General features: G+C 60.7%; 24 protein-coding genes and 1 pseudogene. 15 read left to right on the top strand and 10 right to left on the bottom strand.

Going from position 1 to position 25,734, the window contains the following annotated elements:
• Positions 1-2 precede the first annotated feature (2 nt).
• From dxs to ACZZ0Q_RS20240, 7 genes are all read right to left on the bottom strand, one after another.
• Positions 3-1,925: a 1-deoxy-D-xylulose-5-phosphate synthase gene (dxs, locus tag ACZZ0Q_RS20270; protein WP_463541009.1), complete on the bottom strand. Its 1,923-nt coding sequence runs from the start codon at positions 1,923-1,925 to the stop codon at positions 3-5.
• A 630-nt stretch (positions 1,926-2,555) separates the two neighbouring features.
• Positions 2,556-3,509, bottom strand: a complete 954-nt coding sequence (locus ACZZ0Q_RS20265; protein ID WP_463560883.1) for an alpha/beta fold hydrolase — start codon at positions 3,507-3,509, stop codon at positions 2,556-2,558.
• A gap of 5 nt (positions 3,510-3,514) precedes the next feature.
• Positions 3,515-6,796 (bottom strand): carboxyl transferase domain-containing protein, encoded by a 3,282-nt coding sequence (locus ACZZ0Q_RS20260; protein ID WP_463541011.1) that lies wholly within the window; start codon positions 6,794-6,796, stop codon positions 3,515-3,517.
• A gap of 154 nt (positions 6,797-6,950) precedes the next feature.
• Entirely contained in the window at positions 6,951-7,715 is a 765-nt protein-coding gene (locus ACZZ0Q_RS20255) for an enterotoxin A family protein (RefSeq protein WP_463541012.1), read from the bottom strand.
• 55 nt (positions 7,716-7,770) lie between these two features.
• Complete coding sequence (locus ACZZ0Q_RS20250; protein WP_463541013.1) at positions 7,771-8,139, bottom strand: hypothetical protein; 369 nt, start codon at positions 8,137-8,139, stop codon at positions 7,771-7,773.
• Positions 8,140-8,434: 295 nt separating this feature from the next.
• Entirely contained in the window at positions 8,435-9,322 is an 888-nt protein-coding gene (gene ispA / locus ACZZ0Q_RS20245) for a (2E,6E)-farnesyl diphosphate synthase (protein ID WP_463541014.1), read from the bottom strand.
• The gene (locus ACZZ0Q_RS20240) at positions 9,319-9,561 is read right to left on the bottom strand and encodes an exodeoxyribonuclease VII small subunit (protein ID WP_122453977.1); all 243 of its coding nucleotides are present in this window, start codon (positions 9,559-9,561) and stop codon (positions 9,319-9,321) included. The genes ispA and ACZZ0Q_RS20240 overlap by 4 nt, the downstream gene beginning before the upstream one ends.
• Positions 9,562-9,870: 309 nt before the next feature.
• Here ACZZ0Q_RS20240 and ACZZ0Q_RS20235 point away from each other — a divergent pair, with 309 nt between their 5' ends.
• The 9 genes and pseudogenes from ACZZ0Q_RS20235 (at position 9,871) to pcaK (ending at position 18,831) form a co-directional block, all read left to right on the top strand.
• Positions 9,871-11,217 carry a hypothetical protein gene (locus tag ACZZ0Q_RS20235; RefSeq protein WP_463541015.1) on the top strand — a complete coding sequence of 449 codons (1,347 nt, stop codon included), beginning with the start codon at positions 9,871-9,873 and terminating at the stop codon, positions 11,215-11,217.
• The gene (locus ACZZ0Q_RS20230; protein ID WP_463560881.1) at positions 11,181-12,110 is read left to right on the top strand and encodes a glycosyltransferase; all 930 of its coding nucleotides are present in this window, start codon (positions 11,181-11,183) and stop codon (positions 12,108-12,110) included. The genes ACZZ0Q_RS20235 and ACZZ0Q_RS20230 overlap by 37 nt, the downstream gene beginning before the upstream one ends.
• A complete protein-coding gene (locus ACZZ0Q_RS20225; RefSeq protein WP_463541017.1) occupies positions 12,107-12,466 on the top strand; it encodes a GtrA family protein in 360 nt (119 codons plus the stop codon). The genes ACZZ0Q_RS20230 and ACZZ0Q_RS20225 overlap by 4 nt, the downstream gene beginning before the upstream one ends.
• 52 nt (positions 12,467-12,518) lie before the next feature.
• The gene (gene pcaQ / locus ACZZ0Q_RS20220; protein ID WP_463541018.1) at positions 12,519-13,448 is read left to right on the top strand and encodes a pca operon transcription factor PcaQ; all 930 of its coding nucleotides are present in this window, start codon (positions 12,519-12,521) and stop codon (positions 13,446-13,448) included.
• A 103-nt stretch (positions 13,449-13,551) separates the two neighbouring features.
• A complete protein-coding gene (pcaH, locus tag ACZZ0Q_RS20215) occupies positions 13,552-14,271 on the top strand; it encodes a protocatechuate 3,4-dioxygenase subunit beta (protein ID WP_463541019.1) in 720 nt (239 codons plus the stop codon).
• A gap of 13 nt (positions 14,272-14,284) precedes the next feature.
• Complete coding sequence (gene pcaG / locus ACZZ0Q_RS20210) at positions 14,285-14,890, top strand: protocatechuate 3,4-dioxygenase subunit alpha (protein ID WP_463560880.1); 606 nt, start codon at positions 14,285-14,287, stop codon at positions 14,888-14,890.
• Between the two features lie 9 nt (positions 14,891-14,899).
• Positions 14,900-15,961: a cell division protein ZapE gene (gene zapE / locus ACZZ0Q_RS20205; protein ID WP_463541020.1), complete on the top strand. Its 1,062-nt coding sequence runs from the start codon at positions 14,900-14,902 to the stop codon at positions 15,959-15,961.
• A 277-nt stretch (positions 15,962-16,238) separates the two neighbouring features.
• Positions 16,239-17,067 (top strand): annotated as a pseudogene (locus ACZZ0Q_RS20200) (IclR family transcriptional regulator domain-containing protein); the annotation flags it as partial.
• A gap of 414 nt (positions 17,068-17,481) precedes the next feature.
• Positions 17,482-18,831 (top strand): 4-hydroxybenzoate transporter PcaK, encoded by a 1,350-nt coding sequence (gene pcaK, locus ACZZ0Q_RS20195; RefSeq protein ID WP_463541021.1) that lies wholly within the window; start codon positions 17,482-17,484, stop codon positions 18,829-18,831.
• Positions 18,832-18,835: 4 nt separating this feature from the next.
• Here the strand turns inward: pcaK and ACZZ0Q_RS20190 are convergent, their stop codons facing one another.
• Positions 18,836-19,000: a hypothetical protein gene (locus ACZZ0Q_RS20190; RefSeq protein ID WP_463541022.1), complete on the bottom strand. Its 165-nt coding sequence runs from the start codon at positions 18,998-19,000 to the stop codon at positions 18,836-18,838.
• Positions 19,001-19,096: 96 nt separating this feature from the next.
• On the opposite strand from ACZZ0Q_RS20190, the gene ACZZ0Q_RS20185 reads away from it, so the two are divergent.
• Together ACZZ0Q_RS20185 and ACZZ0Q_RS20180 are read left to right on the top strand one after the other, a co-directional pair.
• Entirely contained in the window at positions 19,097-19,285 is a 189-nt protein-coding gene (locus ACZZ0Q_RS20185) for a hypothetical protein (RefSeq protein WP_463541023.1), read from the top strand.
• 36 nt (positions 19,286-19,321) lie between these two features.
• The gene (locus ACZZ0Q_RS20180) at positions 19,322-19,492 is read left to right on the top strand and encodes a hypothetical protein (RefSeq protein WP_463560879.1); all 171 of its coding nucleotides are present in this window, start codon (positions 19,322-19,324) and stop codon (positions 19,490-19,492) included.
• A 17-nt stretch (positions 19,493-19,509) separates the two neighbouring features.
• Here the strand turns inward: ACZZ0Q_RS20180 and ACZZ0Q_RS20175 are convergent, their stop codons facing one another.
• Positions 19,510-20,001: a hypothetical protein gene (locus tag ACZZ0Q_RS20175; protein ID WP_463541025.1), complete on the bottom strand. Its 492-nt coding sequence runs from the start codon at positions 19,999-20,001 to the stop codon at positions 19,510-19,512.
• Between the two features lie 285 nt (positions 20,002-20,286).
• Between ACZZ0Q_RS20175 and ACZZ0Q_RS20170 the strand changes: the two genes are divergently transcribed.
• Entirely contained in the window at positions 20,287-21,081 is a 795-nt protein-coding gene (locus ACZZ0Q_RS20170) for a bestrophin-like domain (RefSeq protein WP_463541026.1), read from the top strand.
• Here ACZZ0Q_RS20170 and ACZZ0Q_RS20165 read toward each other — a convergent pair.
• A complete protein-coding gene (locus ACZZ0Q_RS20165; RefSeq protein ID WP_463541027.1) occupies positions 21,078-21,566 on the bottom strand; it encodes a GFA family protein in 489 nt (162 codons plus the stop codon). The genes ACZZ0Q_RS20170 and ACZZ0Q_RS20165 overlap by 4 nt on opposite strands.
• A 186-nt stretch (positions 21,567-21,752) precedes the next feature.
• Here ACZZ0Q_RS20165 and ACZZ0Q_RS20160 point away from each other — a divergent pair, with 186 nt between their 5' ends.
• From ACZZ0Q_RS20160 to ACZZ0Q_RS20150, 3 genes are all read left to right on the top strand, one after another.
• Positions 21,753-24,110: a DNA polymerase II gene (locus ACZZ0Q_RS20160; RefSeq protein ID WP_463541028.1), complete on the top strand. Its 2,358-nt coding sequence runs from the start codon at positions 21,753-21,755 to the stop codon at positions 24,108-24,110.
• A 308-nt stretch (positions 24,111-24,418) separates the two neighbouring features.
• Positions 24,419-25,072: a hydrolase gene (locus tag ACZZ0Q_RS20155; protein WP_122493409.1), complete on the top strand. Its 654-nt coding sequence runs from the start codon at positions 24,419-24,421 to the stop codon at positions 25,070-25,072.
• A 243-nt stretch (positions 25,073-25,315) separates the two neighbouring features.
• Positions 25,316-25,594 carry a hypothetical protein gene (locus tag ACZZ0Q_RS20150; protein ID WP_122493408.1) on the top strand — a complete coding sequence of 93 codons (279 nt, stop codon included), beginning with the start codon at positions 25,316-25,318 and terminating at the stop codon, positions 25,592-25,594.
• Positions 25,595-25,734 lie beyond the last annotated feature (140 nt).

The following is a 25,734-nucleotide window of genomic DNA, read 5'->3' as shown; positions in this document are numbered from 1 at the left end:
GTTTACGCGGTGAGGGTGGGCGGCAAGCCCGCCGGTTCGAGCAGCGCCAGGCGCTCGCGAACCGCCGCCTCGATGCCGGCAGCGTCCAGCCCACATTCAGCCAGCATGGTTTGCGGCTTGGCATGTTCCACGTAGATGTCTGGCAAGCCCAAATGCAGCACGGGCTTGAGCAGATTCTCGCGCGCCAGGAACTCACTGACCGCAGCGCCCGCGCCACCCATGATGGCGTTTTCCTCCACCGTCACCAGCAAGCTGTGCTCAGCTGCCAATTGGCGAACCAGGGCTTCGTCCAAGGGTTTGACGAAGCGCATGTCCACCACCGTGGCATCCAGCTTATCGCCCACCAGCAGCGCATCGGCCAGTTGCACGCCGAACACCAACAGCGCGACGCCCTGGCCCTTGCGGCGGACCACGCCTTTGCCGATTTCCAATGGCACTAACGCGGGGTCGATCGCCGCATTGGGGCCCGAGCCGCGCGGATACCGCACAGCCGCCGGGCCGTTGAACAGGTAGCCGGTGGTCAGCATACGGCGCAGCTCGTTCTCGTCGCTCGGCGTCATCACCAGAATGCCGGGGATGCAGCGCAGGTAAGACAAATCGAAACTGCCGGCGTGAGTTGGGCCGTCTTCGCCCACCAGGCCCGCGCGGTCAATGGCGAACAGCACATCCAGATGCTGCACCGCCACGTCGTGAATCAGCTGGTCGTAACCACGCTGCAAAAACGTCGAATAAATCGCCACCACCGGCTTGGCGCCTTCGCAGGCCATACCGGCGGCAAGGGTCACGGCGTGTTGTTCGGCAATCGCCACGTCGAAATAGCGCTGCGGAAAACGCTCGCTAAAGGCGACCAGATCCGAACCTTCCTTCATGGCCGGGGTAATGCCCGTTAGGCGCGCATCGGCTTCAGCCATGTCACACAGCCATTGCCCAAACACCGCCGAGTACTTCGGCCCGCTGGGCTTTTTCGGCACGGCTGGCGCGTTAACCGGCTCCAGCTTGGTGATGGCGTGGTAACCAATCGGGTCCAGCTCGGCCGGGGCGAAGCCTTTGCCTTTTTTGGTGATCACATGCAAGAACTGCGGGCCTTCCAGCTCGCGCATATTGCGCAGGGTGGTGATCAGTGTCGGCAGGTCATGGCCGTCGATAGGGCCGATATAGTTCCAGCCCAGCTCTTCGAACAAGGTGCCGGACACCAACATGCCCTTGGCGTGCTCTTCGGTTTTGCGCGCAATTTCCCAGGCGCCAGGCAGGCGCGACAGCACCTTTTTGCTGCCCTCGCGCATGTTGGCGTAGGTGCGGCTTGAGAGAATTTTTGCCAGGTGATTGGACAGACCGCCGACGTTTTTCGAAATCGACATGTCGTTGTCGTTAAGCACCACGAGCATATTGGCCTTCACGTCGGAGGCGTGGTTCAACGCCTCGAACGCCATGCCCGCCGTCAGCGCGCCATCACCGATTACCGCCACCGACTTACGCTTGCTGCCCTGCAACTGAGCGGCAATGGCCATGCCCAGCGCGGCGCTGATGGAGGTGCTGGAATGGCCGACGCCAAAGGTGTCGTACTCGCTCTCGCTGCGACGCGGGAAGGCGGCGATGCCGTCTTTCTGCCGCAGCGTGTGCATCAGCTCGCGGCGCCCGGTGAGGATTTTATGCGGATACGCCTGATGGCCTACGTCCCACACCAGCCGGTCGTCCGGGGTGTCGAACACATAGTGCAGCGCGATGGTGAGCTCGATGACACCCAGGCCGGCACCGAAGTGTCCGCCGGTTTTGCCAACGGTATACAGCAGCTCCTGGCGCAGCTCATCAGCGAGGATTTCCAGCTCGGCTTCGCCCAGGCGACGCAGACCAACAGGCGTCTCTGCACGGTCAAGCAGCGGCGTAGCGGGGCGTTCGCGGGGGAACTCGTGAAACGTCGTCGGCATCAGGCAAATCGTTATAGGTATAAAAGATGGCGCAGTTTACCTGATGCGGTAGGGCTTTTCGTAGGGTGGGTGTGAAGGGGGGAAGGAAATACCGATGTCCGGGGAGTTCCGGGGATGTCCCTGGCCGTTGGCAACCCACCGTCATCCTCGCGCAGGCGGTGGTCCGACAATTCGGGATCCAGAGTCTCGGGTCGAGCGCGGTAGATGGCGTGGAGGTATTCATTACCGCGAGTGCCGAACGTTTTGTTTCGCGCCTTACGCGCGACTCACTTTTTCCAGTCGCGGAAAAAGTAAGCAAAAACGCTTGCCCCTACCTTGGCCTTCCGCTGCGCTCCAGGTCCCCTCCCTCCGTCGCCACTCCGGGGGCCGGACTAGGCGTCCCCGCGATAAAGGCCATCCATGGCCCGACACGCCTTTCGCGGCTCCCGGCCGCTCAACCCCCTCCACGTCGACTCCACTCGGCCTGCGATGAACGGGGCGGGGTAGATCACAAGCCAGATCACAAGCGGTGGATCAAAAACTCGCGGCTAAAGCCGCTCCCACAGAAAGCTCATTTTCGACGCATCTCTGAATCTGTGGGAGCGGCTTCAGCCGCGAGTTTTTGATTTTTTTTCCTTCGCCAGCGCCCCATCACGCCGCGTAATGCCGCCGCAAAAACTCCAGCAAAATCCCGTTCACCCGCTCTGCCTGTTCGTTCTGTATCCAGTGCCCGCAGTCTTTGAGCACGTGCTGTTCCAGACGCGGCACCAGCTCGCCCATTTTCTTGATGGTGTACGCCTCCAGCTTGCCGACCGGGTCGTCTTCGCCCAGCAGAAACACGGTCGGTTGCAGCACCTGCCGCCCGGCGAGGAATTCGGTGCTTTCCCAGTTGGTGCGGAAGTTGCGGTACCAGTTCAGCGGGCCATGGAAGCCGTGTTTGCTCAGGGTGTCGCGGTACACGGCGAAGTCGGTTTCGTTGCACCAGTCGGGAAAGGTGGTCGGCGTGGGTACGCCTTCCAGTAATCGGGCGTCGGCGGGTTTGGGTTGCAGGAACACCTCGCCGGTGCCGCCGATCAGCAGGCGCATGCTGCGTTCGATGTCGGCGTTCAGTTCGGCTTCGGCCACGCCCGGTTCCTGAAAGTAGACGATGTAGTTGAATCGCCCGGCGTTGGCCTCGCGCATGATGTCGATGGCGGGGCGTTTGGGGCGGCCGCCGAAGGGCACGGACATGGCGCCCAGCACACTGACGCGCTGCGGTTCCAGCAGGCCTAGGTGCCAGGCCACCGGTGCGCCCCAGTCGTGGCCGATGACGCAGGCGTCGGTGTGGCCGAGCAGGTCCATGGCGCCCTGGATGTCGGCGCATAGGGTCAGAATCTGATACGCCTCGATTTCCTCAGGGGCGCTGCTGTCGCCGTAGCCGCGCATTTCCGGGGCATATACGCGGTAACCGGCTTCGGCCAGTGCCGTCATCTGGCTGCGCCACGAGTACCAGCATTCGGGGAAACCGTGCAGCAGCCACACCGGGCGCCCATTTTCCGGACCGGCGCTGTACACGCTAAGGGTGATGCCGTTTACGTCGAGGCGTTGCTGTTCGAACTGATTCATAGCGGTCACCAGGTGTCCACGAAGGAGCGTTTTTTGCCGTCACGTTTGGCCGAGCGCGGCGCGGCGTTGAGGCCACGTACTAGCCAGCTGCGGGTTTCGACAGGGTCGATCACGGCGTCGATTTCCAGGTAGCTGGCCATGTTGATGCCTTTGCCGGCCTGGTAGGCCTTGGCCACTAATTTGTCGAAGAGTTTTTGCCGTTGCGCCGGATCTTCCAGCGCCGCCAGCTCTTTGGAGAAGCCAAGCCGCACGGCGCCCTCAAGCCCCATGGCGCCAAATTCAGCGCTGGGCCAGGCGATGGTGAACAGCGGCGAATGGAAACTGCCGGCGGCCATCGCCTGCGCGCCAAGGCCGTAGCCTTTGCGCAATACCACGGTGAAGAACGGCACGCTGAGGCTGGCGGCGGTGACGAACATGCGCGACACATGGCGCACGGTTGCCTGCTTCTCGGCGTCCGGGCCGACCATAAAACCGGGCGTGTCGCACAGCGACACCAGCGGAATATCAAACGCATCGCACAGCTGCATAAAGCGCGCGGCCTTGTCGCCCGCCACCGCGTCGATGGCGCCGCCCAGGTGCGCGGGGTTGTTGGCGATCAGGCCGAACGGCTGGCCCTCGATGCGAATAAACGCGGTGATCAAACCGGGCGCGAATTGGCGGCGCAGTTCCAGTACCGAGTCGTGGTCGGCGAGGGTGGAAATCACCTGGCGAATGTCATAAATCCGCAGGCGATTTTCGGGAATCACCTGGCGCAGCTCGCGCTGGTCAGCGCACTGCCAGTCACTGAGCGGGCCCTGGAAATACGACAGGTATTGCTTGGCGGCGCGCACCGCGTCAGCTTCGTCGGTCACCTCAATGTCGACCACGCCGTTCGGCCCTTGCACGCTGACCGGCCCGACCTGCTCCGGCGTAAACCTGCCCAGCCCGCCGCCCTCGATCATCGCCGGCCCGGCCATGCCGATGCTGGCGTTGGCGGTGGCGATGATGACGTCGCAGCAGCCGAGCAGTGCCGCGTTGCCGGCGAAGCAACGGCCCGACACCACGCCCACCAGCGGCACCAGGCCGGACAGTTTGGCCATGCCGATAAAGGTGTGGCAGTCCAGGCCCGCCACGCCGACGAAATCGGTATCGCCGGGCCGTCCGCCGCCGCCTTCGGCAAACAGCACCACGGGCAGGCGCCACTGCTCGGCGAGCTGCAACATGCGGTCGGTTTTCTTGTGGTTCATCACGCCCTGGGTGCCGGCGAACACGGTGTAGTCGTAGGCGATGGCCATGCAGCGGCTGTGCTCGGCGCCGAACTGCGCGGCGTTGACGGTGCCGATGCCGCTGACCAAGCCGTCAGCCGGACTTTGTGCGATCAGGTCGTCCACCGAGTTGCGGCGGCGCCGTGCGGCCAAAGCGAGGGCGCCGTATTCGATAAAGCTGTCGGCATCGAGCAGGTCATCAAGGTTCTCGCGAGTGGTGCGTTGCCCGGTTTTGCGGCGCTTGGCCACGGCCTGCGGGCGGCGCTCGTCGCGGGTCAGGGCGTTGCGTTCGAGCACTTCGGCAAGGTCGGCGCGGATGTGGTCGAGGTCGATGCTTTGCTCGGTGTGGTGCTGCTGTTGCGCGACGTCGGCCGGCTGAATGAACAGCAACGGCTGATTGGCGAACAGGTTGTCGCCCGGCGCGACGGCCAGGCTGTGGACGATGCCGCTGTGGGCCGCCTTCACCACAAACTCCATCTTCATCGCCTCCAGCACGGCGATGCTCTGGCCCACGGCGACTTCATCGCCGACCTGCACATCCAGGCTGACCACCACACCAGCGCTTGGCGCGTCGAGGGCGATGCAGCCAATGGGCGTATCCGCCGCTTGCAGGTGCTGAGCGGTGCCAGAGGCTTGGGGGAAAAACAGGTGGCGGTGCGCCTGTTCCTGCGGCGCCAGCAAGTCGCTGATCTGCGTTTCCACAAAACGGGTGGTCACCTCGTTGCGCTGCACGTGCGGGTGGCGCAGCAGGTTTTGCAGGAAGTGGATATTGCTCGCCACGCCTTCCAGGCGGAATTCGCACAACGCCCGGTAGGCGCGGCGCAGCACGGCGGGATAAGAGTCGTTGGCGTGCACGATGAGCTTGGCCAGCAGCGAGTCGTAGCTACTGCTGGTGGCGTAACCGCTGTAACCGCAACCGTCGACACGAACCCCGGCGCCGCTTGGCGGCTCGTAGGCGCTCAACAGCCCGGCGGCGGGTTGCACGCTGCCATCGGCGTTCATGCTTTCCAGATTGATCCGCACCTGCACGGCGAACCCGCGCGGCGCGGGAATGTGCGCTTGTTGCAAGCCCAGCTCAGCCAGGCTCGCGCCGCCGGCCACGCGCAGTTGCGCTTGCACCAGGTCGATGCCGGTGACTGCTTCGGTGACGGTGTGCTCCACCTGCAAGCGCGGGTTGGCTTCCATGAACACGAAGTCGCCGTTGTCGGCGTCGAGCAGAAATTCAAAGGTGCCGAGGGTTTTGTAATTCACGGCGCGGGCGAGTTTAAGCGCGGCTTCGAGCATCGCCTCGCGCACGGCGGAGTCAAGGGTTGGGCTGGGGGCGATTTCCACCAGCTTCTGATTGCGCCGCTGCAACGTGCAGTCGCGCTCCCACAGATGCACCACCTCTTCGCCGTCGCCCAGCACTTGCACTTCGATATGCCGCGCATTGCGAATCAGCCGCTCTACATACAAGTCGCCATTGCCAAACGCTGCCTTTGCTTCGGACTGGCAGCGAGCATAGGCCTCGGCTACCTCATCGGCGCTGTGCACCGCGCGCATGCCCCGTCCGCCGCCACCGGCCAGGGCTTTGATCATCATCGCGCCGCCGTTCAGCTCGGCCATAAACGACTGGGCGCGCGCCAGACTGGTGGGCTGATTGGTGCCGCTGGCCAATGGCACGCCGCAGCGAATGGCCAAGGTACGGGCTTGGGTTTTGTCGCCGAATTGCTCCAGTACCGCAGCCTCCGGGCCGACGAAAATAAGCCCGGCCGCTTTGCACAGCCGCGCGAACTCAGGGTTCTCAGCGAGAAAGCCATAACCGGGGTGCACCGCATCGCAGCCTTGAGCCTGAGCGATGGCGATGATCTGCTGAATGTCCAGATAAGCGCTCACGCCCCGGCCGCTAAGACTCACCGCCACATCGGCCTTGCGCGTATGCAGCGCCGCCGCTTCGTCCTCGGCATAAATCGCCACGCTGCGGATATCCAACTCGGCGGCGGCGCGGGCAATGCGAATGGCGATCTCGCCACGGTTGGCGATCAGCAGGTTACGAATGGGCATGGATGCTCCCTGGTTTTTATTGGCATTCGTTCAGGGCGTAGAGCTTAGGTGCCGGCCAGCATGAAGCGAAAGCTTGCTGGCTGGGGCGAATGGCGGGGCAGAGGTGGGGGTGATGATGGGGGCGCATTTCAAGCAGTGGAATGCGCCTGTGAGTTCAGTTCAAACCTAATGTTTGGTACTGCGGCAATCGCCGGGATATCTCTTTTTTATAGTGTTGGTAGAACGCCTTTTCGCCAATGTCTTGATCAAAATTATTGGAACAAGCGCCGATGCTTCGTTTAGAGGGGCTTTGGTGTGAGCACTCCATGGCCGACCTCCATGGCTCTTGGCTCCAAGCCGCATGATGGGGTGGGAAGCCGGCCAGGCTGTATTCGATACCGGACGTTGTGGGTACCGGGGTAAAGAGTGAGTGGCGATAGTCCGGGTTACGAACAAAGCCGGCTGAGACGCCGTTGTTTACCGCTTCCCAGCCAATTATCTGGCTGAAATGAATACGGCCCATAGCGGCAAACTCGTGTTCTGGAGAATGGGGTGAATGTCTGCCCAGCGTGCCATTGACGTCGTAGAAGTTTGCGCTGGGGCGAATATGGTAGATGTAACCGTTATTTCCCAGATAAAGCCTAATAAACTGAAGCGTGAAACTCCGTACTTCGGTTGTGGATATATAACCTGAATCCACGGTGGAAGTTCCCGTTGCGGTGCCGCGCGCGTGGTTGTACAAGCTGATATTAGGCGGAGGTTGTCGAGGTCTCGAACCGTCTATGCCTCGCGCGTAAAAGCCGTTGGCTCGTTTGACTGATTCGGGGTTGTCAATCTTGCCAACAGCTCTGAACACAACTTCTGGAAGCGCGAAGGTGGGAGTGGGCAGGCTGAGACATAATCCGGCGATTAGCAGCAGTCGGACGAATGAAACTAACATGACACGCATTCTCCTCGTTTTATGGGCACAGCTCGGCGTTTTTGGAGATGTTCCATTAGTCGAGAATAGTTATTTCGAACTCATCAATGGGGCCCATGCAATTGTCGTCGCTACTGTAAATGCTTACGAGGCTTTGAGTTGCATGTGCCTGTGCCAACATGGCGAAACGGTTATTCCAGCGAGTAGGAGACTCAGCCCAACGCATTTCGGTGGCATAGGTGTTTCCAGTTTTTCTTTTAAGCGTGCTGTACCCATCGGGTCCCTGAACGACGGCCACCCGTAAAGTTGATGCGGTACCGCCCGGATGGGAAAAGAATGTCAGCCTCCCATGCTCGCATAGCTGATCGGCATGGCCTGAAAGAGGTGCCGCTGTGCTTGATATTAAAAGAGCGAGTATGGAAAGTCTGCGAGGGAGGTTGGTCATTGCTAGATTCCTTGGTTTGTTGTTAAAAACACCAAGGGGACAATAGATTTATAAGCATGACTTGGCTGTGGCTTAAAGGCCGCCGTGCGGCTAAGTTTTGGAGTTTGTTGTGTAAGATAACTTCCAAAGAGACGGTATATAAGGATGAAGCCGCCGAAAATCCAGCGACGATTGTTTATATGAGTTGCAAGGAATAAATGCTTTGACGAAGATGCAGAGCCAAATTGCGTTTTTCTCAATATAGGCCGCTGGGCTATATAGTTATGCGGTCGCGAGGAATAGCCAACTAGGGTATTTAGCTACGCCGTTCGACGATATAACGCGCCAGATCACGCAACGGCTCCGCCGCTTCGCCAAACGGGCGTATGGCATGCAACGCCAAGTCACGCAGTTCCAGAGCATAGGATTTCGCCGCATCCAGCCCCAGCAGTGCCGGGTAAGTGGGCTTGTGATTGGCTTCGTCTTTGCCCTGGGTTTTGCCCAGGGTGGCGGTGTCGCTTTCGACGTCGAGAATGTCGTCCTGCACCTGGAAGGCCAGGCCCACGGCTTGCGCGTAATCCTGCAAGGCGCGCAGGGACAGGGCGTCGGCTTCACCGCTGGCCAGGGCGCCGAGGCGCACGCTGGCTTCTATAAGCGCGCCGGTTTTGTGCCGGTGCATCACTTCCAACGCCTGTTGGTCGAGCCACTGGCCAACGGAGCCGAGGTCGATGGCCTGCCCGCCGACCATGCCGGCCGGGCCCGCCGCTTTGCTCAGGCTGCTGATCATGTCCAGGCGCACCTCGGCGTCCAGCGGGTTGCGCTGGGCGTCGGCAAGTACATCGAAGGCCAGCGTCTGCAAGCCATCGCCCGCCAGAATCGCGCTCGCTTCGTCGAAGGCTTTGTGGGTAGTGGGCTGGCCGCGACGCAGATCGTCGTCGTCCATGGCGGGCAAGTCGTCATGCACCAGCGAGTAAGCGTGAATCAACTCGACCGCGCAGGCCGCCGCATCGGCACGCTCGGGCTTACCGCCCAGCGCTTCGCACGCCGCGTACACCAGCAATGGCCGCACGCGCTTGCCGCCGTTGATGACGCTGTAGCGCATGGCTTGGTAAATAGTGGAAAGCTCGGGGCGGGGCGCGTGCAACAGCTCATCGAGCTTGGCATCCACACGGGTCTGACAGGTTTTCTGGTATGCCGCGATCATGCTTGCTCGTCCGCGTCGAAGGGAGCTTCCTCCAGCTCGCCGTCGCGCTCCAACAGGATTTGCACCTTCTGTTCCGCCTGCGCGAGCGCGCCTTGGCATTCCCGCGTCAGGCGGATGCCTTGCTCAAACGCGGTGAGCGAATCCTCCAGCGACAACTCGCCGTTTTCCAAGCGCTCGACCAGGGTCTGCAACTCGGCAAGGGATTGTTCGAAATCGACGGCGGCTTTTTTGCGGGCCATGGGCAGGGGTCTCGGCAGGCTGGAACGGGCGGGAGGCTAGCAGAGCGGGGCAGGTGGGGCAAACGCCGAGCTCGGTATCGTGCTCGCGAACAATCGCTTTCACCGCATTCGAGTCCGTCCAATGAACTACGTTCGGGTATTCGCCGGCTGCTCAAACTGCAAGTTATTTCGCTGTTTATAGAATGCCGTTAGCGAATAATATGGCCGCCTCCAGAAGGGCCTATCGGCCATGCCGCTAGCTATAGATGTCGCCAGGTTTGCCGCTAAGTGAATAGCGCGAGGCAGGGCCTTGATCAAAAGGAAGAGTCGATGCAGGTTGCCGGTCAAAAGTCCAGTACCCGAGAAAACATGGTGTGGATCGCATGGTTTGTCATCGCGCTAACAGTCGCGTTCGGCATTCATCTTCGAGTCACCGCCTACACCGACACTCAGGTAGATACGCCCATTCGGGCAGATGCCCGGGACTATTTCGGCTATGCCTTGAACTTGCAAAACTGGAATGTGTTCAGCAAGGACTACGTCGCTCCGGACAGCGCGCAAGCCCCGAAACCGGACGCGCTCAGAAGCCCCGGTTTTCCTTATTTCGGCAAGTTTTTCGTCGCCGACGATATTGAAGGCATGTTGGGCTCCACCCTTAAAGCCCAGACGGCATTGCAGATTTTGGCTTTTATTCTGCTGAGTCTGGTTTTTGTGCGCCTGCTGGGCGCCGGTTGGGCAATACCTGCAGTGCTCGTGCTATGGACCTTCCCGCATTTTGTATCAATCAACACCTACTACTTGTCCGAGTCTTTGTTCACTAGCTTGCTGGCGCTAAGTCTGGTGTGTGCTTGGTATTCGCTGCAGAAAAAAGACTCAATGGGTGTTGGTATGGGCGTTAGCGGTATGCTTTTCGCTATGGCGGCGTTGACCCGCCCGGTAGTCGAGCATTTCCCTCCATTTCTGCTCTTAAGCTGCGTTCTGTTCTTTCGTCATTATTGGAGGCCGGTACTGGCTTTTGCGATTGCGGCCGTAGTGCCTACGCTGCTCTGGAAAGTCCGCAACGTGTTGGCGGTCGGCGAAAGTTCCGATCCCACTCTGCTTATTAATGGGTTTTACCACGGTAGCTTCCCAGGCTTTATGTACAACAATCAGCCCGAGACATTTGGATTTCCCTACGCCAGCGATCCGCGCCAGAGTGAAATGTATCAAAGCCTGGGCAGAGCGCTGTCGATCATTTTCGAGCGGGCTTCTCAAAGTCCCGGTGAATATCTGCAATGGTATCTGTGGGATAAGGCTCAAGTGCTCTGGCAGTGGGACAACATCGCCGGGCCAAGCGATATTTTCATTTATCCCATGGTCAAGTCACCGTATTTTTTCCTGCTCGATTTCCATGTCACGCATGTATTCAACTATGAGATTCACCCGTATTGGGTCGCGCTCGGCGTGCTCTCTGCTGCGGTTGTTTTGCTAGCGCAAATAGCAAAAAAGAACGATGCATCGTTGTTTGTCCTTTTATTGGCCTCAATCGTCATCTACGCGACTTTGGTACACATGGTGCTCGCACCGTTTCCGCGTTATGGCATTCCATTCAAGGTTTGCCTAATCCCGCTTTCCGTTCTGGCCATGAAAGAGGCGTCGACATGGATACTGCAGCGACTGTTGAAAAAATCGCAGTAATCCTGCCTTGCTTTAATGAAGAGGCGGCGATTGGCCAGGTTGTTGATGATTTCAAAGCCGCCTTGCCTGATGCGGCTATTCATGTTTTTGACAACGCCTCTAGCGACAACACCGCTGCAGTCGCACTTGCCCATGGTGCTCAGGTTCACCGCGTAACAAAGCGCGGCAAAGGCCACGTAGTTCAAGCGATGTTCCGGGACGTGTTTGCCGATTACTACGTGATCGCTGATGGCGACGGAACTTACCCCGCCACCGAGGCCCCGGCGATGGTGGCGCAGATGGTAGCGAACCGCGCCGATGTGGTTGTAGGCAGCCGTATGGCGCTTTATCGCGATAGTCAGAGCCGCTCGGGACACTTTTGGGGGAACCGCGTGCTTACTCGAACGGTGGATTACCTGTTCGATTCCGATGTGGGCGATTTGCTCTCCGGCTATCGGGTGATGTCGCGGCGTTTCGTGAAATCGATGCCACTGTTTTCGAGCGGCTTTGAGGTTGAAACGGCGATGACTATTCATGCGGTAGAAGTCGGAGCGAAATGCGTAAACGTGCCTGTGGCTTATCTGGCTCGGGCTGACGGCACCACCAGCAAGCTCAACACGCTGCGCGACGGCACGCGGATATTTATGACTATTTTCCGTTTATACAAGGATCATAAGCCGTTCGTGGTCTACGGTCTGATGGGCCTGTTTATGGCGATGCTGAGCGTGGGCGTGGGCACGCCCGTTGTATTGGAATTCCTCAAAACCGGGCTCGTGCCGCGGTTTCCCTCTGCCATTCTGGCCAGCGCGTTGATGATCCTTGGGTTTCTTTCGTCCTTTACCGGCATCATTTTGAGTGCGATCGCCAAGAGCCGGCGTGACATAAAAAAAATAGCTTTTCTCTCTATGCCATGAAGCAGTTCGGCCTATTTGTATTGGTAGGCCTGGCAGGACTCGGGGCGGACTACCTTTCCTTTTTGCTCATCGCGCTGCTTTTGCCAGCAGAATTGGCGAGGCTGCTTTCATTTTTGGTAGCGGTCAACGTGACCTTCGCCCTGAATAAACGGCTTACGTTCGCGAACGGGCAGGCGCGGTATGGCTGGTACGTATTCGGGCAGGCCAAAGGGTTTGTGCTCAATTATTTAGTGTTCACTGTCTGCCTGATGTGGCTGAAAACCACGCCGTGGGGACACACCGTAGCGTTCCTCGCCGGTTCTGCAGTCGCCCTGTTTTTCAATTTCGCCTATGCCAAATACGTTGCGATGCATTGAGAAGGATGTTTTTCATACGCACCGCGACGCCACGCAACGGTCAAATGTTTCTATGAACATCGATACCCGCATCAAATTCCGCCACCTGGTGTGTTTCCTCGAAGTGGCCCGTCAAGGCACGTTGGCGCGGGCGGCGGATAAGTTGGCGGTGAGCCAGCCGGCGATTTCCAAAACGCTAAAAGAGCTGGAAGAACTGCTCGGCGCCACGCTGTTTGAGCGCAGCAAGGCCGGCGTGGCGCTCACCGAGGCGGGCGTGGCGTTTATGCGCTATGCCGGCCCGTGCGTGCAGGCGCTGCGCGATGGGGTGAACAGTTTGCGCAGTGGTGAGCATGAGTCCGGCACGGTGCGCCTGGGCGTGTTGTCGACGGTGGAAAGTCTGTTGATTCCCGAGGTGGTGCGCCGGCTGCACGAACGGCACCCGGCACTGGTGGCCAGCGTGGTCACCGGGCCAAGCGCGTATTTGTTGTCGCAGCTGCATGTGGGCGAGTTGGATTTGGTGGTCGGCCGCATGACCGACAGCCCACAAATTCAAGGCCTGACGTTCGAGCATTTGTACAGCGAGTCGATGACCCTGGTGGTGCGCGCCGGCCACCCCTTATTGAGCGAGGGTCAGGCCCAGCAGTTGTTGCAGGATTACCCGCTGGTGCTGCCCCTGGCCGGCACCACTATTCGCAAATATGCCGACGCGCTGTTTGTGCAGTGCGGCATCGCCCAGCCGCGCCAGCGCCTGGAAACCTTGTCGTTGAGTTTGAGCCGCCGTTATGTGCAAAGCAGCGATGCGGTGTGGATCGCGCCCTACGACGCGGTGCAGTTGGATCTCGCCAATGGTGATCTGGCCGAGTTGCAGCTGGGCATCAAGGAACCGGGCGGTTCGGTGGGTATTTGCAGTAACGCGGCGTTGCCGTTGTCGCTGGCGGCGCACTGGAGCGTGGAGGTGCTGCGCGAGGTGGGGCAGGCGTATCGGGAAAAGCGCTTTCCATAACCATACGGTTATGGATAACCGCCTAACTTTCATTTTCCCGCGGCGCTTTGCCGCAGCAGACTGCCTGCCTGTTCGCCCGATAAATCTAACAAAGGAGAAGGACATGTCTGATGCAGACAGCAGTCGCTTCGTCATCCGTGACCGCAATTGGCACCCCAAAGCCCTGACGCCTGATTACAAAACGTCCGTGCCCCGTTCGCCGCGCCAAGCGTTGGTGAGCATTCCGCAGTCTGTTTCCGAAACCACTGGCCCTGACTTTTCCCACCTGAAAATGGGCGAGCACGACAACGATCTGCTCCTGAACTTCAATAACGGCGGTTTGCCGGTGGGCGAGCGCATCATCGTGGCCGGTCGGGTGTGCGACCAATACGGCAAGCCAATTCCCCATACGTTGGTGGAGATGTGGCAGGCCAATGCCGGTGGCCGCTATCGCCATAAGAACGACCGTTACCTGGCACCGCTGGATCCGAATTTCGGTGGCGTGGGCCGTGCCCTCACCGACCGCGACGGCTATTACAGCTTCCGCACCATCAAACCCGGCCCATACCCCTGGCGCAACGGCCCGAACGACTGGCGCCCGGCGCATATTCACTTCTCCATCAGCGGCCCGTCGATCGCCACGCGCTTGATTACGCAGCTGTATTTCGAGGGCGATCCGCTGATTCCCATGTGCCCGATTGTGAAGTCGATTGCCAACCCCGAGGCGGTGCAAAGCCTGATCGCCAAGCTCGATATGAGCGCGGCCAATCCGATGGATTGCCTGGCGTATCGCTTCGATATCGTGTTGCGCGGACAGCGCAAGACCCACTTCGAAAACATTTAAGGAGGGTGAGTCCATGCCCATCCAATTGCTGAACGAAACCCCCTCGCAAACCGCCGGCCCTTATGTGCACATCGGCCTGGCCCTGAGCGCGGCCGGCAACCCGCCGCGTGAGCAGGAAATTTGGAACGAGATGGCCAAGCCCGACGCACCTGGTGAGCACATCGTGCTGCTGGGCAATGTGTATGACGGCAACGGTCACCTGGTGCGCGATTCGTTTCTGGAGTTCTGGCAGGCCAACCACGAAGGCCAGTACGACGCCGATTACAACCTGGAAAAATCGTTTAATAGCTTTGGCCGCACGGCCACCACCTTCGATGCCGGTGAGTGGACGCTGCACACGATCAAGCCCGGTGCGGTGAAAAACGCGGCGGGTGTGCCGATGGCGCCGCATATCAACGTGTCGCTGTTTGCCCGGGGCATCAATATTCACCTGCACACGCGCCTGTATTTCGATGACGAAGCCCAGGCCAATGCGCAGTGCCCGGTGCTCAATCTGATTGAGCAGCCGCAGCGCCGCGAAACCCTGATCGCTACGCGCTGTGAAGTTGACGGCAAGCTGGCTTACCGCTTCGATATCCGTATTCAGGGCGAAGGTGAGACGGTTTTCTTTGATTTCTAAGGGTGGGTTTTGACGTCCGATAACGCCGAGCCCGTTGGCCTGCGCATTCAGCGGCGCTTTAGTGATGCGCTGGACGCCCGGGGTTACCGGGCCGACAGCGCGCAACAAGCTGCCATCGACACCCTCGCCAGCTGGCTAGACGCCTGGCTGGCGGGGCGTCGTGGTTGGCTGCGCAAGCCCGTTGCCGGCATTTATCTGTGGGGCGGCGTGGGGCGCGGCAAGAGTTTTGTGATGGACACCTTCTTCGCCGCCGCGCCGGTAAAAGCCAAGCGCCGGGTGCATTTCCATGCGTTTTTGCAGGAGGTGCAGCAACGCATGGGCGCGTTTACCGGGCAGAGCGAGCCGCTGGTGCGGGTCGCCCGCGAGGTGGCGCAAGAGGCGCGCTTGCTGTGCTTTGACGAATTCCACGTGCATGACATCGCCGATGCCATGCTGCTTGGTCGCTTGCTCAAGGTACTGGTGGACGAAGGCGTGGGGCTGGTCTGCACCTCGAACTACGCGCCGATCAACCTGTGCCCGAATCCGCTGTATCGCGACCGTTTCAGACCCGCGATCGACCTGCTGGAGTCGCGTTTCACCGTGCTCAATCTGGACGCCGGCGAAGACTACCGCGAGCGTGCCGGGGCCCAGGAAGCGTGGGGGCATTACGCCTGGCCGTTGTGCCCAGCACTTAGCGATTGGCTGGAGCAGCAGTTGGAGTTCAGCGCGGCGGTTGAGCGCGACGCGGTGCTGGCGGTCAATCACCATCCGCTGCGTGTGCAGGCTTACGAGGGCAACCGCGCATTGCTGGATTTCGATGAGCTGTGCCGCCACCCCCATTCCAGTTCGGACTTTCTTTGGCTCTGCCAACGCTTCCGGCGCATCGCCATTTACGGCGTGCCGCCGCTGGATGGCGAAGGCATCGACGTGCAGCAGCGCATCCTCAACTTCGTCGACATCGCCTACGACAGCGGCGTGCATTTGCTGCTTGGCTGTGAAGCCGAATTGGACGAGGTGTGCCGGCCCGGCTCGCACCTGGACTTTGTGCGCACCCGCAGCCGCTTGCGTCAGCTCACCGCGCAGACCTTCTAAACCGTTGCAGGGAAATTGAGCCGGCCTGCCGACGCGCGGGTAGCGCGGCGGTGGCAGGGCTCGGACAGAGAAGGGAAACACCGAGGTATTTCCAAGGCCCAGCCTTGTGAGCCGAGCCTGTGCCGGCACCGATGTGGGCGCAGCGGCGTCACGGTAGGCGCCGTGCCCGAGAGGGTCAATTGCGATAATCGAACTTCGGTTCGATAATCGGCCACACTTCATCCACAGCGTTTCTGGCCAGGCTGCACGAGACCTATAACAACATGACTGACGAAGCCCGCATCACCCTGCCTCCCTTGGCGCCGCCGATTATTGCCTCGCCGGCCAAACGCATCGAAGCCTTCACCGGCGACCCGAATTTCATGACCTCCCTGGCCCGTGGGCTGGCGGTGATTCATGCGTTTCAAGAGCGCAAACGCCACCTGACCATCGCCCAGATCAGCCACCGCACGGAAATCCCCCGTGCCGCCGTGCGCCGGTGCCTGCACACGCTGATGAGCCTGGGCTACGTGACCACCGACGGGCGCACCTACTCGCTGCTGCCCAAAGTGCTGACCTTGGGCCACGCCTATTTGTCGTCGACGCCCTTGGCCGTTACCGCGCAGCCGATTCTCGACCGACTCAGCGAACAGCTGCACGAGGCGTGCTCCATGGCCACGCTGGAAGGCGACGAAATTCTCTACATCGCCCGCTCGGCCACGCCGCAACGCCTGATCTCGGTCGACCTGAGCGTGGGGAGTCGTTTGCCGGCGTACTGCACCTCCATGGGCCGCATTTTGCTCGCCGCGCTGGATGACGCCGCGCTGGACGATTACATCGACCACGCCGAGATGCAGATCAAAACCAGCCGCACCGTGCACACGCCGGATGCTCTGCGCGCCAGTGTTGCCGAGATCCGTCAGCAAGGCTGGGTCATCATCGACCAGGAGCTGGAAGTGGGGCTGCGCTCCATTGCCGTGCCGCTGAAAGACTCGGCCGGCCAGGTACTGGCGGCGTTGAACGTGGGCACTCATGCAGGGCGGGTGTCACGGCAGGAGTTGGAGACGCGGTTTTTGCCGGTGTTGTTGGAGGCAAGCAAGGAGTTGAGTACGCGGTTGTTTCATTAAGGCGTGTTTGGCGCGGCCCTCTCCCCCGCCCTCTCCCACAAGCGGGCGAGGGGGCCTGACCGAGCTCGGCGGGCAATCGCCGTACCGTTCCCCTCGCCCGCTTGCGGGAGAGGGGCTAGGGGAGAGGGCAGCAGGCGCCGCAATCCTCTACAAGTGTTCGATAAACGCCCAATTAGTCGATTATCGGATTGAATCGCCCCCATCCCGCTGCGTACTGTTGGCCTTCGGTCGTTCTGTGCGACCACGCTTTGCTTCCAATAAAAACAAATGAGAGCCAGCCATGGATTTGCGTTCACCGCAGCGTGCCCGCGCTTTGCTGATGTTCGCTGTGCAGCGCCTGTCCAGCCCGTCCCTCATTCCTGTTCCATTCGCCTGCAGTGCCATGGCGAAGAAAAACTCACAGGAATTGCTCGCATGACCAGCCCTGCTCACGTGCCCACCACCGGCACGCTCGACGTACAAACCTTTATCAACGCCCAGCCGCTTTCCCGTTATCAGTGGAAGATCGTGCTGCTGTGTTTCCTCATCGTTTTCCTCGACGGCCTCGACACCGCCGCCATGGGCTTTATCGCCCCCGCGCTCACCCAGGACTGGGGCGTAGACCGCGCCAGCCTCGGCCCGGTGATGAGCGCCGCGCTGATCGGAATGGTCTTCGGCGCCCTCGGCTCCGGGCCTTTGGCTGACCGCTTCGGGCGCAAGGTCGTGCTGGTCGTGGCGGTCGGCTTGTTTGGTTTCTTCAGCCTTATTTCCGCGTTCAGTACCAGCCTCGATCAATTGCTGGTGCTGCGTCTGCTCACCGGCTTGGGCCTGGGCGCGGCGATGCCGAATGCCACCACGCTGCTGTCCGAATACACCCCGGAGCGTTTGAAATCGCTGCTGGTGACCAGCATGTTTTGCGGCTTCAACCTGGGCATGGCCGGCGGCGGGTTTATTTCGGCGAAGATGATTCCGGCGTTCGGCTGGCACAGTTTGCTGCTGCTGGGTGGCATCTTGCCGTTGATTCTGGCGGTGGTGCTGCTGGTGTGGCTGCCGGAGTCGGCGCGGTTTCTGGTGGTGCGCAATCGTGGTGCCGACAAGGTGCGCAAGGTGCTGGCCCCTATCTCGCCAGCGGAAGTGGGGCTGGCTAATGACTTCAGCGTGCCCGAGCAGAAAACCGTTCAAAGCCGCAACGTGCTGAAGGTGGTGTTTTCCGGCACCTATAGCGCCGGCACGTTGTTGCTGTGGCTGACCTATTTCATGGGGCTGGTCATCGTGTACTTGCTCACCAGCTGGTTGCCGACCCTGATGCGCGACAGCGGCGCGAGCATGGAGCAGGCGGCGTTTATCGGTGCGTTGTTCCAGTTCGGTGGCGTGCTCAGCGCCGTTGGCGTGGGCTGGGCGATGGATAAATTCAATCCGCACAAAGTCATCGGCACGTTCTACCTGCTGGCCGGCGTCTTCGCTTATTTCGTCGGGCAGAGCCTGGGCAAGGTCACGGTGTTGGCGACCTTGGTGCTGTTGGCCGGCATGTGCATCAACGGCGCGCAATCGGCGATGCCATCGCTGGCGGCACGTTTCTACCCGACCCAAGGCCGCGCCACCGGCGTGTCATGGATGCTCGGCATTGGCCGCTTCGGCGCCATTCTCGGTGCCTGGATCGGCGCCACCTTGCTGGGCTTGGGCTGGAATTTCGAGCAGGTGCTTACTGCGCTTGTGCTGCCGGCGGCGGTGGCCAGCGTCGCCGTGGTGATCAAAGGCATGGTCAGCCACGCCGACGCCACCTAAGCAGCTAGAAGCCGCTTTCGCGCATCAGCACCGCCGCCACATGGGTCGCGCCGTCGGCCAACAGAGCGCGCCGCTGCCCCTCGATCTTCACGTGCCCACGGGTTTCGTGCAGCGAGGGCGGCGGTAGGTCGAGCTGAATCAGTACCTGAAACAACGCATCGGTTGGCACCAGAGCGCCGCCGTGGGTGCCCCCGCTTTGACAGGCGGTGGGCTATGGCGTGGCGGTCGGCGATTCGCGGCTGGTGCCGGAGTTGGCGCTTACCATGTGCAAGGGACACACCGTGGCTTTGAAGAGCGCCACGTCGCCCTGCCGTTGAACATTGAGAGCGCGCACAGTGAGCAAACCTACGCCACCGCCACGCTGCGCGGCAGCCTGCCGGTCGACCCGCAACTCACGCTGACAGCGGCGCTGGCCATGGATGTACTGCTTAACGAAGACGCCCCGGTGTTCTAGGGGCCGTCCGATATTCCAGGGTTGGATCAGTTCGAAGTGCGCAGCCCGTTGCGTCAGCGTTATCTCGTACCCAGCGCAACCGCCGGCAGCTGTTACGCGCTGAGTCCGGCCAGCAGCGTGGCCGCTCAGGTGCACGCGCGGGCCTCAACCTTCCATGAACAGCGCCCGGTGCTCGGCGTTCAGGTGCAGTACCGCTACGCCTTCTGAAAGCGCCGCCCCGACGCTCACACGTAAATGCTGATGCCGGCTTTGCTTTGCAGCCAGTCGCGGTAAGTCTCCAGCGACTCGGTTTGTTTGTCCCCGTTAAAGCCGGCCACTGCCACCGAATCACTCAGGCCTTTGTCGATCAGCTTCTGCACCTGCGGCAGCAAGCTGGCGGCGTCGTCGCGGTTCATGCTCGCCACGTCGGGCAGTTGAATGGCGCTTTGGCTGCTGGCGCCATTGAAGCCGGCCGACTGGGCGGGGCTGGTCTGCTCGCCACCAGCCAGCGCGTTGAACAGGCCTCCGCGTGACTGCGCGACGATGGCGGCCGCGTATTTGCGCAACTCACCAATCGGGTCTTTGGGTTCTTCAGCCGCCGTGTCCGTTGCCGGGGCGGTGCTACTGCCGGTGCCGGTGCCGGTGCCGGTGGCGGGTTTGGTGCTGTCGCTGGCTTCCGATTTGGAGATCGAGTTGATAAAGCTCAGCAGCGAAAGGTTGCTCGATACGCTGGTCATGGGTGTGTGCCGTTAGCGAGTAGGTGCAGCCGGGATTGCACATCACGGGCCAACTTGTCCGATGGCTCTACAACAAGTGTTTCGGCGCGTCTTGGCGCGAGGCAGGCGGCGCGAGCTTGCCAGCAGCGGCAAGCGTTTGCCGCCCGGTTTTCCCGGACGAATCAGGCAATAACCCACGTTTGGCTGCGTAGCGGCGGATGGTGCGAGCGAGGGTGTTGGGCAAGGCTGCTGAGCGTTGTCGCCGAGCGAATTGGCGATATTTGCTGGCTAACCCAAGGACTTTCCATGCAGATGTACCTGCTCTCATTTCCCCTGTGGACATTATTTTTGGTGCTGGTGGTCGGCAGCGGCGTGCTGGTCGCCGGTGCCTCGTTGCTGGTCAACCGCTACTGCCCGCAACCGAGCGACGACAATGGCGTGGGGCTGTCGATCTTCCAGACGGTGGGCGCCGTGTTCGGCATTACGTTGGCGTTCACTATTTCCGCGGTGTATGCCGAATTTGACGTAGCGGCCAGCAACGTCTCGCACGAGTCCAACGCCCTCGGTCGCTTGTACCGCCTGGCCCAACAACTGCCGCTGCCGCACCAAACCGACCTGCAAACGGCGCTCGACACCTACGCCGACCACGTCATCAACAGCGAATGGCGAACGATGGAACAGGGGCGGAGCAGCATTGAAGTGGTGATTGCCCTGAACCAGTTGTGGCATGTGCACCGTCAGCTCGAACAAAGCGAACCCTCTCAGCACACCCGCAGCGAGCATTTCTACCAGCACGTCGTGGCCCTCACTGACCATCGGCGCAATCGCCTGCGCGACAGCAATTCGCAGCTGCCGCCGCTGATGTGGGGCCTGTTGTTGGGCGGAGGCTTTATCACCGTGGCCTTTGCCGTGGCATTGCGCACCGGGCACAACCGCAGCCAGGCCTGCATGACTGGCAGCCTCGCGGCGGTAATCGGCTTTGGACTGTTGCTGGTGATGGCCATGGACTGCCCGTATACCGGCAGCGTGCGGGTAATGCCCGATGCGCTTATCGACACGCTGCAACTGTTCAACCGACCGCCCTACGGCCCTATGCATTAGGTCTCCAACCCCAGCCGTTGATGCCACTGCGCAATCGATTCTTTGGGGAAACCCTCGAACGTTTTGTCGCCCTTGCGTTTGTCGACCTCCACCCAACTGGCCTTTGAATCGAGCAGCAAATGGGTGTGTTCGGGCGGCACCGGCAGCTCGCTGTCGATGGCGCTGGCGAAGGGATGAATCAGCTCCGGCCATTCGGGGCTGAACAGCCACAAGGCGCTGCCGCACTGGTTGCAGAAATGCCGCTCGGCGCTGCTGATGCGGACGCGACCGGCGCCGGTGGGTTTGATTTTCGCGTGGTAAATGCTGATGTGTTTGCGCCCGCGCACTTTCATGCTGCGCGCGTCCCCGCTGAGGTTGATTGCGTAACCGCCGCCGCCCTGGGTCTTGCGACAGATCGAGCAATAACAGCGTTGGTACGGGTACGGATGCTGGCTGGTGAGGCTGAAGGCGACGGCGCCGCAATGGCAGGAACCTTTGAGCTGCATGGGCAAATCTCCGTGGGAAGGCCGGGTTGCTTTCGGTGTTCTAGACCCCCGTTGCGCCGGTTTTGGCCATAACGTCTGTCGGATTGGCGCAAGGCTGTAAGCCACGGCTGCGGAAAAACAAGCGGCCGTCTGTATATCGATACAGTAGAATCGTCCGCTCTTTCTGACGCGGCTCTCGGCATCTTCATGACGGCGCAACCCCTACAGCGCGGCTTTCTGCTCTCACGGCACTGGCGTGACACGCCGGCGGGCACGCAGGTGAGCTTCTGGTTGGCCACTGATGATGGGCCGAGGCTGGTGCGTTTGCCGGTGCAGCCCTCGGTAGCATTTGTGCCAGCCGAGCAGCGTTTGCGCGTGGAAGGCATGCTCGGCAAAGAGAAAGACGTCGAGCTGCGCGAGCTGCAATTGCAGGACTTTCATCACCGCCCGGTGCTCGGCGTTTATACCCGTCAGCACCGCCAACTGATGAACATCGACAAACTGCTGCGCAGTGTTGGCGTCGATGTCTACGAAGCCGACATTCGCCCGCCCGAGCGCTACCTGATGGAGCGTTTTATTACTGCGCCGGTGCTGTTTTCCGGCACGCCGGACGGGCACGGCGGTTTCGATGATGCGCAACTCAAGCCCGACCCCGACTACCGTCCGCAGCTGAAACTGGCCTCGCTCGACATCGAAACCACCCGCCACGGCGAGTTGTACTCCATCGCCATCGAAGGCTGCGGCCAGCGTCAGGTGTACATGCTCGGCCCGCCCAATGCCGACGACAGTGCGGTGGATTTCGACCTCGAATATTGCGACACCCGCGGCCAGTTGCTGGAGCGCCTGAACACTTGGCTGGCCACCCACGACCCCGACGCCATCATTGGCTGGAACGTGGTGCAGTTCGACTTGCGCGTGTTACTGGAGCATTCGCAAAAACTGCAAATTCCACTGCGCTTGGGCCGCGACGGCGAGGCCATGGGCTGGCGCGAACATGGCGCACGCAACAACCATTTTTTCGCCGAGGCGGCGGGGCGGTTGATCATCGATGGCATTGAGGCGCTGCGGTCGGCGACCTGGAGCTTTCCTTCATTCAGCCTGGAAAACGTCGCGCAAACCCTGCTCGGCGAGGGCAAGGATATTTCCACGCCGTACCAGCGCATGGACGAAATCGACCGCATGTTTGCCGAGGACAAACCGGCGCTGGCGCGCTACAACCTCAAAGATTGCGAGCTGGTGACGCGCATCTTCGCCAAAACCGAACTGCTGAGTTTTCTGCTCGAGCGCGCCAGCGTCACCGGCCTGCCCGCCGACCGCAGCGGCGGTTCGGTGGCCGCCTTCACCCATTTGTATATGCCGCTGATGCACCGCCAGGGTTTCGTCGCGCCAAACCTCGGCGAGCGTCCGCCAGAAGCCAGTCCCGGTGGCTTCGTGATGGACTCACAGCCCGGCTTGTATGAGTCGGTGCTGGTGCTCGACTACAAGAGCTTGTACCCCTCGATCATTCGCACCTTTCTTATCGACCCGGTTGGCCTGGTCGAAGGGCTGCGCGAGAGCGACGAGGGCGCCACCGTCGAAGGTTTTCGCGGCGCGCGTTTTTCCCGCCAGCGACATTGCCTGCCCGCCATTGTGTCGCGCGTGGCCGAAGGGCGGGAGCAGGCGAAACGCGACAGCAACAAGCCACTGTCGCAAGCGCTGAAAATCATCATGAACGCCTTTTACGGCGTGCTCGGTTCCAGCGGTTGCCGATTCTTTGATCCACGCCTGGCGTCGTCCATCACCTTGCGCGGCCACCAGATCATGCACAAAACCCGCGAGCTCATCGAAGCCCAAGGCCACACCGTGATCTACGGCGACACCGACTCCACCTTTGTCTGGCTCGGTCGCGAACACAGCGAGGAAGAGGCCGGCGTGATCGGCCGGGGTTTGGTGCAGCAGGTTAACGATTGGTGGCGTGAACACCTGACTCACGAACTGGGTTTGACCAGCGCCCTGGAGCTGCAATACGAAACCCACTTCCGCCGTTTTCTGATGCCGACCATTCGCGGCGCGGAGGAGGGCAGCAAGAAACGCTACGCCGGTTTGATGGGCGAGAAGATGGTCTACAAAGGCCTGGAAACCGTGCGCACCGACTGGTCGCCGCTGGCGCAGCAGTTCCAACAGCAGCTTTACGAACGCATCTTCCGCCGCCAACCCTACCAAGCCTATGTGCGCGACTTCGTGGCCGCGACGCTGGCCGGTGAGCAAGACGATTTGCTGGTGTACCGCAAGCGCCTGCGCCGTCCGCTGGATGACTACGAACGCAACGTGCCGCCCCACGTACGCGCCGCGCGCATTGCCGATGCCTACAACGCCGAGCTTGGCCGGCCCCGGCAATACCAGCGCGGCGGCTGGATCAGCTACCTGATTACCCTCGCCGGCCCGCAGCCGCTGGAAGCCATCACCTCGCCCATCGACTACGACCACTACCTGACCCGGCAACTGCAGCCGGTGGCCGACGCCATCCTGCCCTTCGTCGATGACGACTTCGGCACGTTGGTGGGTGGGCAGTTGGATCTGTTCTGAGTTCGCCGTTCGGTTTCGCAGATCAACAGCATCGAGGCTGAAGCCTCTCCTACAGGGGCAGCGGTTGGTGTGGGAGAGGCTTTAGCCTCGATTCCTGGAAACGCCTTAATCCCCGCGATTGCCCCCTTTCATTTCCTACGCACAAAACGTCAATCCAGCCCCTTTGCATTTCTGCAAAGTGCCCGTGCAGCCCTGTCTATTCCGGGCTTTTCGGTGACCGGGCATCATGGCTCCACGGTTTGCAAACAAGCCAACGAATTCAACTAAACCCGCTACTCAGACCATTACGACTAAAAGGAAATCTACCCATGGCAATCGCAAAAGCAGTTCCAGGCAAAACCCTTCTGAACCACGACGACCACACCCTGATCATGATCGACCACCAATCGCAGATGTCCTTCGCGACCAAGTCGATTGATGCCACCACCCTGCGCAACAACGCTGCACTGGTCGCCAAGGCAGCACGTGAATTCAAGGTGTCGACCATCCTCACCACCGTCGCCGAGAAGAGCTTCTCCGGTCCGATTTTCGATGAAATCAAATCGGTATTTCCTGAGCACACCATCATCGACCGCACCAGCATGAACACCTGGGAAGACGAGCGCATTGCGGTGCAAGTGAACGCCGCCGGCAAGCAGAAAATCGTCCTCGCCGGCTTGTGGACCTCGGTCTGCATCGTGGGCCCAGCGCTGTCTGCCCTGGACCAAGGGTTCGAGGTGTACTTCATCGCTGACGCCTGTGGTGACGTGTCGGTAGAAGCTCACGAAATGGCAATCCAGCGCATGGTGCAACTGGGCGCCCGCCCGATGACCTCGCTGCAATACCTGCTCGAACTGCAACGCGACTGGGCGCGCGGCGAGACCTACGACGAAACCGTCAAAACCTCCATCGCCCACGGCGGCGCATACGGCCTGGGCTTGATCTACGCCAAGACCATGTTCAATGCCTCTGAAGGTCATTAATGGTTAAACGCTGCGGCGTATAAACACTTCCGCCTCGATGCTTCGAGGCGGGAGTTTTTTCGTATGCACCCAAAAAGCTCGCGGCTAAAGCCACTCCTACACGACACCGAAAACTTGTGGGAGCGGCTTTAGCCGCGATTTTCCCCAGCGCACGCTGTCGCCCGTCTTCCGTCGTTTCGCCTGAACTTTCTGCTGTGCTCAGTCCTCCACCCCATGAGAGCCATCACGCCAAAGGACAGGACTATGAAGCTTCTATTGAGCATTACCGCCGCCGCCACCCTGCTTGCCGCAGGGTCCACCTGGGCCAGCTGTACGCCTGAAGAAGCCGAGCAAAAGGCGCAGCAACTGGCGGCTAAGGTGCATCAGCTCACCGAGCAAAATCCGCAGAAAGCCAAAGAGATCAACGATGAGGTCGAGAAGATGCGCCTGGATACCGACTCGGCCGATCGCGACAGCCATTGCGATTTGTACGACAAACGCATGAAAGAACTTGAGGCTGCCAAGGGCAAAGCCGAGAACTGATTCTGTTCGTTTTCAACCAAGAAACGCGCCTCAGCCTTAGTGGCGCAGGCGCCTTGCATTTCTGCACGGCGGCTATGCAAGCGTGTCTATTCTCAGGCCAAGCCAAGCGGACGATCATGGCTCCCACACCACAGGGAGCC

It is taken from the genome of Pseudomonas sp. AC070 (genome assembly GCF_979258635.1).
The sequence above is the reverse complement of the archived record's forward strand: the minus strand, read 5'-3'. Positions and strand labels throughout refer to the sequence as shown.